A 12,916-nucleotide genomic window follows, 5' to 3' on the forward strand; every position below is an offset into this window, starting at 1 on the left:
CCATTTTTACTGGGGAAAACCACTTTTTTATGCTAAAAGTAATACTTAAACCGATTAAAAAGTTTAGTAAACTTTTTTAAACGCCACTTTTGTCTTTGCTCTTCTCTGAAAGAATCATACTATTTAGTAAGTTTGTTTGTATTCAGCTAAGTTAACAAAGCTTTAACAGAAAGTAATTAAACTTGTAAAGATATACGAAGTCAAATGTACTTTAAAAATCAGTTTTCATGAAAAAAAAAACGCTGCTACTACTTCTTTTTAGTGTCACTTTATTTTCACAAAAGAGAAATGTAAACTTGGATTCCTCTACCGTTACTATTTCAGGAGTTATACTAGAAGCGACTCAAAAAATCCCTTTAGAATATGCTACGGTCCTACTTGAAGATGTTAACAATAAAATGATTTCTGGAGGAGTTACTAATAGTAAAGGAAAATTTACGATTCAGATTCCTAAAGGTTCTTATAAAATTAGTATTGAATATATTGGTTTTAAAATCAAACAATTTCCTAGCTCATCATACACTAAAAATTATAACCTTGGAACTATTTTACTTCGTGAAGATGCTGAACAACTTGATGAAGTTGAAATTATAGCAGAAAAATCAACTGTTGAAATTCGTTTGGATAAAAAAATATATAACGTTGGAAAAGACATGACCCTAAAAGGAGGTAATGCCTCTGATGTATTAGATAATGTTCCTTCTGTTACTGTTGATGTGGAAGGAAGCGTAAGTTTACGAGGTAATGATAATGTAAGAATTTTTATAGATGGAAAACCATCTTCCATAATCGGACTTAATGGAACAGATGCCTTAAGAAATCTTCCTGCAGATGCTATTGAAAAAGTAGAAGTAATTACCTCCCCCTCTGCACGATATGATGCTGAGGGAACAGCAGGAATTTTAAATATTATTTTAAGAAAAGGTAAAGTATTGGGTGTGAATGGTGCTATCAATGTAACAACAGGGTATCCTTCTTTGCTTCAAATTGGACCGAATATTAATTACAGAACCAAAAAAATAAATCTATTTTCTAATATGGGTTATTCGTACCGAAAAGGGCCTGGAAATTCATTTTCAGAATTTTTATATTATAATAAAGATGCCATTTTGGATAGTATTCGAACAGAGGATCGTCTTTTTGATAGAAAGAGTAATAACTTAAATGGAACTTTAGGACTGGAATATTACCTTAGCAAATATAGTACTATTACAGGATCTTTTTTTTACCGTAAATCAAAGGGAAACGATACCGCGAGTAACATAACAGAGCTATTAATTCCAGAACAACTATTAAAAAATAGAATTAAAAGAATCGAAAATGAGAATGAAAACAAAATAGATAAACAGTTTTCTTTGAATTACACCGAAAATTTTGATAAAAATGGCAAAAAATTAGTAGTGGATTTGCAATATAGCAATAGTAATGAAACAGAGTTAGCTCCCATCACAGAAAACGATGTTTTAATTGAACAAAATTCTCAAACTACCCAGTCTACAGATCAACTTGTACAAGTAGATTATATTCATTCTCTTAAAAAAAACAGTCAGTTTGAAACAGGTTACAAATCAACCTTTCAAGATTTACATTCTGATTTTAGGGTACGGAATGCAAATAATCTTCCTTTTTACTATGATCCATCTAACGCTATTAATTTTAAACAAAATATTCATGCACTTTACGCTCAATTCGGAAGTAAGATTTACTCATTTTCTTATTTGCTTGGCCTTAGAACTGAAATAACAGATATTGATTTAAGAGTACTGACAACCAATCAGTTTTCAAATAAAAATTACACTGAGTGGTTTCCCACTATTAATTTAGGATACGAGTTAAATGACACCAATAACCTAACAATAGGTTACAGTAGAAGGATACGAAGGCCTAGATTCTGGTTTTTAAATCCTTTTGAATCTAGAAGTTCTGCTACTAATATTTTTAAAGGTAACCCAGCTATTGACCCTATGTTTACAAATTCTTTAGATATAGGATTTACAACTAAAGTTAAAAAACTAAGTTTAAGCACTTCTATTTACTACCAATATTCTACAGATATTATTCAAATGGTTTCCGTAATTGAAAATCGAAATAATACGAGAGTTTTTATCAGGCAACCCACCAACTTAAATAGTGAAAAACGGTATGGTTTTGAAATTACTTCAAATTACAATGCTGCTAAATGGGCTAAGCTATCTACTTCCTTCAACTATTTTAAATTTAAAAGAGTAGCGTTTGATCATGTTTTTACTGGATCAAATGGTAATGAAATTATAACTCATCTTCTAGGTGTTTCAAGTGACAGTTGGCTTATGAGAATTAATTCACAAATTACACTGCCAACAAATGTTCAATGGCAAACAAAAATGGTGTACAGAGGAGCTCAGGAAGAGGCTCAATCAAATAGAAAAGGGATGTTTTCTGCGGACATGTCGTTTAGTAAAGACCTATTTAAAGAAAAAGCGTCCCTCGTTTTTAATATACGAGATCTCCTGAATAGTAGAAGAAGAGAGAATATAACCTACAATGGAGATAGAATGAGTCCATCGAGTATTGTAAATGGTGATTTTCAATGGAGAGAAAGACAAATATCTTTAAGTTTAACCTATAGATTTAATCAAAAAAAGAAACGAGAGCGACCTTCACGAAGCTATCAAGAAGACGGAGAAAAATATGGTGGTTGATTTTTAAATAAATATAGCTAAACTATAGTCAAATACATTTCATCTATTAAAAACAAACCACTTGTCGTTTGTAACTAGTACTTAAACTAAGAAAATAAAATAGTAATGTACTTGCCATTATTTTTAAACTATAGTTTTATTTTTAAATTATTGTTTAGTTAGTTTCAGAAAGAAGCATTTTTAATAAAAATGCTTCTTTTTTAATTTAATAGAATCGGTATATCATTTCAACAACTATTTTCGTTAACTCATATTATAAAATTCCTAAAAAATACTATTGGTATTTTTTTCAATACTTTAAAATTTCAATAGTAACTTTTAAAAATAGTTTACTAAAAAAACAATTCCTCTTTAGTTCTATTCACTTACATAAGTTACTCAATGTCATCCGTCTACATTTTATAGTATTTCGACTAACTTTATGGTATTATGCCATTAAATAAATTTATCTTTAATATGAAAAATAAGTTTTCCTTTATTTTTCTATGTTTAGTTTGTTTTAAAAAATAAGAAGTGTTTTAGGTAAAATGCTTCTTATCTTTTTTGATGCTTATCCCAAGTCATTACTTCTCAATAAGCATTCTAATCGACTGAAAAAAAGATAATTTTAAAGACCTGTTCTATTCCTTTTATTTTTTTTCTTCTAATACCATATCGTATTCGAAACTATTTTAGCGCTATTTTTTAACAAAAACCCTAGTGAGTTTACCATATCTATAATGGTTTACACCAATTTCCTTTTAGGGTTTTCCTCTATTTGTCTATTTATTTTTATTCTTCATTTTTGCCATCTCGTTTAAACATTCTACGTGTTAACCGATCAATATAACTTCATATATCATTCTATAAAGTTAGTGCGTAGTAGTTTAAATGAATTAAAAACATTATTATGAGTAATTTAAAAGCGATTAAATTTTAGAAGGGTTTTTTATTCGTTTTTTAAATCGAAAGGAGTTTTTAACTCCTTTCTCTTTTTCGTAATAGTGTTTTCTTTTTTGGACAATACAATAATTTTCATCTATTTTTCCTTTTTTTTACTACGTCATAATTACTACATATGTATACCCCTAACCTTTAACCCTCTATATTTGAGTCTATAAAACCCTTCTTTGGATAGCTCAAATAGCTTTCTATAACAGCTATCAAAACATAATTGTCAATAAACAATTTCCCCTTAATAATGTTTTGATAGCTTTTTTATGGGTATAAATTAAATACATATGAGACCCCTTTATTATTTTATTCTTTCACTCTTATTTACTGTAGCAGTAAATGGACAAAAAAAATCAAATTTTCAAAAATCTTCAAATCAAAAAAAACAATTAAGATCAAGGAATAATGACCTTAACAATGAATGGTCAGAATTAAAAATGGAAATTGATAGACATGATTGTTATTACACAGGTGAAAATGGAGTTATAAGTGCCATCGATGTTGACCCTAACAATCACAATATTGTATTCGCTGCAAGTTTGGCTGGAAACTTATGGAAATCAACAGACAAGGGGCTTTCATGGTCTGAAAGCTTAGTAAAAAACTTACCTTTAATTAATGTTTTTAATGACATTGAAATTGCCAAATCCGACAGTAACATTATATATGCTGCTACCGATGTTGGCGTTATAAAAAGTATTGATGGTGGAAATAATTTTTCTATGACCACTATTAACTATAGCGCTAATTTTCCAAATTTATCATTTGCTGGAGACGGCTATAAAAACGAATACCTTTTTTTAGATGTTGCTAATGATAATCCTAATAAAATTGTTGCTACAGACATAAATCCTAACGATTTGATTGGAAAAATCGCTGTTTCTCAAGATGGCGGGCAAAACTGGATTAAAACCTCATTTGGAAAGTACCATTTCCCTACCGATATTCTTTTTCATCCTACTCAATCCAACATCATTTATGCATTGGTGAGAAATTATACCACCAAGCATTATGAATTTTATAAATCTACTAATACAGGTAAAACTTTTTCATTAATCACCAATGGGTTGCCTGTAGAAAACAATCCAAAAGACTACGAAAATAAAGCTCGGCTAGCTGTATCATCAGCGCAGCCAGATCTTGTTGCAATATACTATCACGTTCAAGGACTTGGTTACGGTTTTTATAGATCAACAGACAAAGGATCTTCTTTTTCAAAAGTTTGCTGTGGTGGTTCTGGTATTAATAAATCTTCTAATACTCGAGATTTTTTTGGTGAAGGTATGGAGGCTGTACAAATTAGATGGGCTACAAAATTTGAAATTTCTGATACGGATGCTAACTTTGTAGTTGCAGCTACAAATTACTCTCCTAGATCTTCATACAACCAAATGCAAAGTTGGTATTGGTTTCCTGATAAATCAAATAATTACGGTGCCCCCAGAAATATAAAAAGTCCAGTATCTCGTTGTTCTACAACAATGCATGGCGATATTAAAGATATAGTAATCAGAGGTAATGATGTATGGGTTGCAAATGATGGTGGTTTGGTTTATTCAAGTAATAAAGGAAAAACCTATGTGGAAAGAGCTGATGGCTTACCACTTACAATGGTGCTAGGGTTTGATATGACCCAAGGTAAAAAAGATGTTATAGTTTCAGCTATGGATCACAATGGAGTTGTAGTAAAAGATGACGCGATATACAAAGGCAAATGGAAACCTTTAGGAGGCGGTGATGCTAGTAACGCATCTATAAATCCAATAGATGATTTTTGGCTATATACAAGACCTGCAACGAGGAGTATAATTCAAAAAAGACCTAATTACGGACCATCGCATAAACATCCAACAGAAAAAGGTTTAGAAGTTAATTTAGGTAATGGCTATTTAAAACAGTTCAATAATGTTCAATTTCACCCAAATGAATATTATAAATTATTTGCCATCGACTATATTGGTAAAAGAGTTGTTAAAAGTAATGATAACGGTACATCTTTTGAAACACTCCTTAAGCTAGACTTAAGTGATCATTATTCTTCTTATGCTGAAGTTAAAGTGAGTTTATCTAATCCAGATATACTGTATGTAGCAGAATCTTCTCCCAAAGTAAATAATGTGTTTTACTCTTCTGATAGAGGGACTACATGGAATAATATTTCTCCTAATATCCCTGGCAAATTTAGAAATATAGAGATTGACTCAAAAAACCCTAATATTGCATGGCTTTCACTAAATAACGGGAACACCCCAGAGGTATACAAAACAACAAATGGAGGAAAATCATGGAAGAAATATTCCTCAGGAATAAAAGGCTTTTACATTTATAGTATGATCCACCAAAAAGGTTCAAACGGTGGTGTTTACATAGGGACAAAGAATGGGGTTTATTATAGAGACGCTAATTTAAATAGCTGGCAAAAATATGGTAGTCTTCTTAGGTCTGGCGCTATTAGATTTCTAAAAATTAACTATGCCCATAATAAATTAAGAGCAGGAACTCATGCAGGTATATGGGAAAATCACTTGTATAACACCTATTCCCCTCTTGCTAATATTGCTGTAAATAAAAAGTCAGGCTTATGTGGAGAAACCATCTCATTTGCAGATCATTCAGCAGCAGGACTAGACGCTACCTATCAATGGTCATTTCCTGGAGGAACACCTTCTTCATCAACACTTGAAAGACCTTCTGTAACCTACAATAAGAGTGGTTTATATAATGTTACACTTACCGTAACAGATTCAAAAGGTGCTAATTCAATGACACTAAATGACATAAAAATTAATGGCAATAATTGTACAACGCAGATCTCTTGTAATGATGGTATATTGAATGGAACAGAGACTGAGATTGATTGTGGAAATTCTAAACAGTACATAAAAGCTTATTTAAGAGGTAAAACAATTGATGTAGCTATGCAAGGTAGCTATATTGGAGGTACTCCAATCATATCAAAAAAACTTTCTAATACTATATCTAGTGGAAATGAATTTTGGGTAGCAACCTATAATCAAGGATATACAAAGGCCGTAAAAATAAAAATCGAAAATGAAGCAGATGGTATTAAATTTACCCAAACTGAAGCGAAATATGTACTAGGTAACAAACCTAATTTTAACTTCGATAAAAAAGGAAGTACAACAAATATTGCCGTAAATGACTCGGATACTGGTTACGGTGTTAAAAGTATTAAAATTGATAATCAAATAATTATTTCAGAATATTTAGGTAACAATGGGAAAAAATGGAATCTAAAAAATACTATTTGCAGCAAATGCGATGTAGTTTCATCTAATACTTGTTCTGATGGTATATTGAATGGAACAGAGACTGAAATCGATTGTGGAAACTCTAAACAGTACATAAAAGCTTATTTAAGAGGTAAAACAATTGATGTAGCTATACAAGGTAGCTATATTGGAGGTACTCCAATTATATCAAAAAAACTTTCTAATACTATATCTAGTGGAAATGAATTTTGGGTAGCAACCTATAATCAAGGATATACAAAGGCCGTAAAAATAAAAATCGAAAATGAAGCAGATGGTATTAAATTTACCCAAACTGAAGCGAAATATGTACTAGGTAACAAACCTAATTTTAACTTCGATAAAAAAGGAAGTACAACAAATATTGCCGTAAATGACTCGGATACTGGTTACGGTGTTAAAAGTATTAAAATTGATAATCAAATAATTATTTCAGAATATTTAGGTAACAATGGGAAAAAATGGAATCTAAAAAATACTATTTGCAGCAAATGCGATGTAGTTTCATCTAATACTTGTTCTGATGGTATATTGAATGGAACAGAGACTGAAATCGATTGTGGAAACTCTAAACAGTACATAAAAGCTTATTTAAGAGGTAAAACAATTGATGTAGCTATACAAGGTAGCTATATTGGAGGTACTCCAATTATATCAAAAAAACTTTCTAATACTATATCTAGTGGAAATGAATTTTGGGTAGCAACCTATAATCAAGGATATACAAAAGCCGTAAAAATAAAAATCGAAAATGAAGCAGATGGTATTAAATTTACCCAAACTGAAGCGAAATATGTACTAGGTAACAAACCTAATTTTAATTTTGATACGGGAGGAAATCAAAATGCTGTTGCTACAAGTGATGCTTCTGGTGGCTATGGTGTTAAAAGTATTAAAATAAAAAATCAAATTATAACGTCTGATTATTTAGGTATCAAAGGACAAAAATGGAATCTAAAAAATACTATTTGCAACAAATGCGATGTAGTTTCATCTAATACTTGTTCTGATGGTATATTGAATGGAACAGAGACTGAAATCGATTGTGGAAACTCTAAACAGTACATAAAAGCTTATTTAAGAGGTAAAACAATTGATGTAGCTATGCAAGGTAGCTATATTGGAGGTACTCCAATCATATCAAAAAAACTTTCTAATACTATATCTAGTGGAAATGAATTTTGGGTAGCAACCTATAATCAAGGATATACAAAGGCCGTAAAAATAAAAATCGAAAATGAGGCTGATGGTATTAAATTTACCCAAACTGAAGCGAAATATATACTAGGTAACAAACCTAATTTTAATTTTGATACGGGAGGAAATCAAAATGCTATTGCTACAAGTGATGCTTCTGGTGGCTATGGTGTTAAAAGTATTAAAATAAAAAATCAAATCATAACGTCTGATTATTTAGGTATCAAAGGACAAAAATGGAATCTAAAAAATACTATTTGCAACAAATGCGATGTAGTTTCATCTAATACTTGTTCTGATGGTATATTGAATGGAACAGAGACTGAAATCGATTGTGGAAACTCTAAACAGTACATAAAAGCTTATTTAAGAGGTAAAACAATTGATGTAGCTATGCAAGGTAGCTATATTGGAGGTACTCCAATCATATCAAAAAAACTTTCTAATACTATATCTAGTGGAAATGAATTTTGGGTAGCAACCTATAATCAAGGATATACAAAAGCCGTAAAAATAAAAATCGAAAATGAGGCTGATGGTATTAAATTTACCCAAACTGAAGCGAAATATGTATTAGGTAACAAGCCTAATTTTAATTTTGATACGGGAGGAAATCAAAACGCTATCGCTACAAGTGATGCTTCTGTTGGCTATGGTGTTAAAAATATTAAATTAAAAAATCAAGTTATAAGCTCTAATTACATAGGAAACAAAGGAAAAATTTGGGATTTACAAAATATATCTTGTCATAAATGTAATACAAATAAACCTATAGTCTTTAGAAACGCTAGCACTAAAATTATAAATAATTCTATTAAAAATGATGATTATAGTTTAGTATTAAATGAATTTAATATATATCCAAATCCAACAAAAGACATATTATATATCACATCGCTAAATCCAATTTTAACTTACTCCATTGAAGATGAAAATAATGAAAAAATAGTTCCAAATACTAAAGTAACAAACAATAGCATTAACATAAGCCATTTATCAACAGGTTTATATATCCTCAAATTAATCGACAGTAAAAAGAATATAATAGTAACTAAAGTTATTAAAGAAGAGTAACTTGTTTAATTCATTCTTTTTCCCATTTTAACAAAAAAATGAAAACTATCGAAAGATAGTGTTACTTTATCTAAAGAAAGAAAAAGAAACACTTATAAATATTAATTTTAAATAAATTATTTAATGTTTCGTTTTTTGTTATTTTAATAGTCTGAAAAGAAGAAGCAATTTTAAAAAGTTGCTTCTTCTTTTATTTTTTGAAGCATTTGTTTTTAAACTTCCCTTTTTCATTTTTTTATTCTCTTTTTTAGGGCTTAATTTAATGTTAGTAATAAAACTAAAGTCAAACTGTAACACCAAATGCTGTGTACGTTAAATTACCCAATAATAAATATCCAAAATTCATGAATTTTACTTCTGAGAAAGTTAATATAAGCCTAATTAAACTCGTCTTAATAAAATTTATAGCATGAATTGAAGGGTAAAAGAATAAAAGAGGAAGACCAACATAAAAAAGAAAAATGGTTAAAGTTATTTCTACTAATATAAAGCCCTATACTCCCTGTTATTTCAATAACTCAATGAGATAAAATCAAAAATATTTAACCTAATAAAAACTATTATTCTTATGCAGAACAATAAAAAACTATTTTTCAAAGCTCATTTTTGGGAAATACTTTATTAAAATTTAAAAGTAACGCTAGCCAAACGAAACCAATGAGCAAAACCTATATTTTAATTATACACAAACTAGTTACCTGTAGTAAATATTCAATTACTTATTATAACGAATAAAGTAGTTTCAATAATAAAGGTAGGTTTTGATTTCAATGGTTCTTATTTTTAATATTGTAAAATACTGACAAACAATTGCAATCGTTTACACCAAAAATATAACTTTATTATTTACTTTTTTAAAGTAGTTCTTTTTGAACTTGTCACTGACAAAGTATATGAAGATAAAATTTTTCAAAAAATTAAATATTTATAAAGATTATTTTAACGAAAAAGCTTTCAATATACTATATTTTGATAAGGCACAATACTTGTGTTAACAAAACAAAATATATAAAGAGTAATATAATTATCAAGTCTTGTTAATCATAATGGCAGAGTGCTTTTTACACTGATGAAAATAAATTAATTATACCACACTCCACCATTATTCATACAAAGTATTTAAAATTTCAATTTACATCCTCAAAATTTATTTAATGGGTTATGCTAATAAAATAGCCAAACCTGTATCTTCATAAAATGCCCCCTCTTTATTCAATGCTTTAATACAATGATTTAAATCGGGAAAGTTTTGCCCCACGCTTGGATCCATAATAGTTTTATCCGATCGCTCCAAAACATAATGTAGGCTTTTTGCTGGAACCCATGTATCTGCAGCACCAACTCTTAAAATCTTTAGTAGAAATTGACCTTCTTTTAAAACTGGAGCTTGTTCTCTTTTTAACAACATTCCTTCTTTTTGCGCATCTAATTTCTCTGTATTATAAAAGTATAATAACAGGTTTCCTTTTAAAGTAGTTGGCACAAATGCGATAGAATGTATCCCCAACAATGCAGCAACCTTCCCTATTCTACTGGGCAAAGAATAACCACTTTTATCACTCGGTGCTCCTTCAGCTCCAGAAGTTATTGCATAAATCATTGCTTCTGATTGCTTATCACCATTAGGTTCTTTAATATCATGCGGAGTAATCCATAAAGGATGGATAGGATTCTCTGTATTACCTGGTATTTTTGTTTTTTTTAATTCAATGGCAGCACACATTAATGATGCTGCTCCACATGAGTTGTTAAATGTTTGTTTGTATTTAGCCATAATTTCAAATTATTTATTTTATATGATTTAATATTGTCTATTATTCAATAATTATTGTATTTCTTCTAAAGATCAGAATTGTTCAAACTACTTTATAATCTACAGCTAGCATTTCACACAAGGACTAACAGTATTTTCATAGATTTATTATTCGTTAATAACACTTTATAAACCTATTTTTACTTCTAAAAAACATTCAATGCTCTCTATACCCCCTCTATTTCATTAATTTTAACTCAAAAAATCTTATTCAAAAATCCAGTACTATAAAAATTAAACTGAACTCAATCTATATTTATTTGGAGTAACTTTTGTTTTCTTTTTAAACATTCTATTAAAATACTGAGGATATTCAAAACCTAATTCATATGCTATTGTATTTACGCTTTTGTCTGAATGCAAAAGTCTATTTTTAGCTATTTTAAGCACATAATTATGAATATGATCTTGAGCTCCTTGTCCAGTTTCTTTTCGTAATATATGGCTCAAATATTTAGAAGACACATTCATCAACTCTGCTAAATATTGAACTGTTGGCACTCCCTGATCTAACTGCCTATCCGTTTTATAATAATCTTCTAACAACTCTCTAAATTTATTAGCTTTACTATTTTTTCTATTGGTAAGTGTATAAAATTGTCGGTCGTAACAACGTAGACAATAATTAAGCAATAACTCTATATTTAATACTACTAAAACTTGAGTGTGTACATCCGTAAGTTTCCCGATTTCATTTTTTATATTTTCTACGATAGTTGAAATTGTTTGTCTCTCCTCTTTATAAATCATAAGATTTCCTTCAAAAGTACAAGAGAAAAAAGGATAACTATCAATCTTGTAGCTTAACTCTACTTTTCTTATTAAATCTGGATGAAAAAACAAGTACCATCCTTCATCTTGGTCTAATTTTTTTATTTCTTTTATCTTTCTGTTTACCATTTGAAAAGACATTATTCCTCCCTCTAAATCATCAAAAAAATCTCCGTATTTAGCAATGGTATTTAAATCAATATCCGTTAAGCTGATTTGATATAAATTTAAAGTATGAGGAATCTTTATTTTATCAAGGGCAGATTGAATAGCGCTCGATTTAACTAATGATATATAAGGATGTAAAGGTTTACCTAATTTTAAAAAATTATGTAGTTCTAAAATACTATTTATCTTAACTGATTCACTCATACTTTCTAATATAAAATCTAAAAATTATTATAACTTCTATGTAAAATTCTGATAATTAAGATTCTTTAGAAACTAGATTATACTGAACTATCGTAATCAGTATTTGAATTGTAAAATGATTCAATAAAAGCCATGGCTATTGTTAAAAACAAACTGTTGGCCTTATTTTGAAACTTTAATTAAAATTGTCAAAAAATTTATTTTGATAAATTTTTTTTTTAAGTATTTAATTTTCAGATAAGAACTATTAAAGAGTTTTACTAACGATTATTCTTTCCCTGTTTCCCTTGATCACTGACTAATATTATTAGTATATTTGCCTGATTTAATTTGTTACTGCGTGTTAACCAAACCTTCTACTATCTATACCCATAACTTCATGTAAGGAGTTAATGCGCAGTTTTACTCTTTTTCATAACTTTTACACATAAATTAATAATTGATTTTTCTCCAAAAAAAATAAATTTGAATATTATTTAATTTATGAATCGTTTTTTAACTAATCGTATTAATTATATGTAGTACTTAAAACGATTTTTTTACCTTCATTATTCACTTTCTCTTTAGAAATACGCTCCTTAGGGAGCTTTTCTAAAGTTATTAAACCATAAGAGAAATAAAATATATGTAATTTAAACATCATTTTATTTTGTATATCTTTTCTAAAAGCACTTGTATTTATAAAAATTAAAAACACCTATATATAATTTAAAAGCTCATAACATTTAGAATATTCAAATACTAATGAAAAGTTCGTTAAATTCAATTTATCCGTATAATATGAAATGCTTTGATCTTAGTGG

4 protein-coding genes are annotated in these 12,916 nt (G+C 29.0%); 2 read left to right on the forward strand and 2 right to left on the reverse strand.

The annotated features are described in order from the left end of the window. Positions 1-227 precede the first annotated feature (227 nt). Positions 228-2,681: a TonB-dependent receptor domain-containing protein gene (locus tag ACSIGE_RS03875; protein ID WP_440881476.1), complete on the forward strand. Its 2,454-nt coding sequence runs from the start codon at positions 228-230 to the stop codon at positions 2,679-2,681. Positions 2,682-3,901: 1,220 nt separating this feature from the next. After that, positions 3,902-9,157, forward strand: coding sequence for a PKD domain-containing protein (locus ACSIGE_RS03880; RefSeq protein ID WP_440881477.1), 5,256 nt, complete (start codon positions 3,902-3,904; stop codon positions 9,155-9,157). A 1,159-nt stretch (positions 9,158-10,316) separates the two neighbouring features. Here ACSIGE_RS03880 and ACSIGE_RS03885 read toward each other — a convergent pair. Continuing rightward, positions 10,317-10,931: a hypothetical protein gene (locus ACSIGE_RS03885; protein ID WP_440881478.1), complete on the reverse strand. Its 615-nt coding sequence runs from the start codon at positions 10,929-10,931 to the stop codon at positions 10,317-10,319. Between the two features lie 273 nt (positions 10,932-11,204). After that, the gene (locus ACSIGE_RS03890; protein WP_440881479.1) at positions 11,205-12,113 is read right to left on the reverse strand and encodes a helix-turn-helix domain-containing protein; all 909 of its coding nucleotides are present in this window, start codon (positions 12,111-12,113) and stop codon (positions 11,205-11,207) included. Positions 12,114-12,916: the final 803 nt, after the last annotated feature.

It is taken from the genome of Tenacibaculum profundi, from assembly GCF_052050075.1.
In the GTDB taxonomy this organism is placed as follows: Bacteria; Bacteroidota; Bacteroidia; order Flavobacteriales; family Flavobacteriaceae; genus Polaribacter.

What these genes read in the sequence shown, in the direction of transcription:
- ACSIGE_RS03875 (WP_440881476.1), top strand. Translation starts at nt 228, where the DNA reads ATGAAAAAAAAAACGCTGCTACTACTTCTTTTTAGTGTCACTTTATTT.
- ACSIGE_RS03880 (WP_440881477.1), top strand. Translation starts at nt 3,902, where the DNA reads ATGAGACCCCTTTATTATTTTATTCTTTCACTCTTATTTACTGTAGCA.
- ACSIGE_RS03885 (WP_440881478.1), bottom strand. Translation starts at nt 10,931, where the DNA reads ATGGCTAAATACAAACAAACATTTAACAACTCATGTGGAGCAGCATCA.
- ACSIGE_RS03890 (WP_440881479.1), bottom strand. Translation starts at nt 12,113, where the DNA reads ATGAGTGAATCAGTTAAGATAAATAGTATTTTAGAACTACATAATTTT.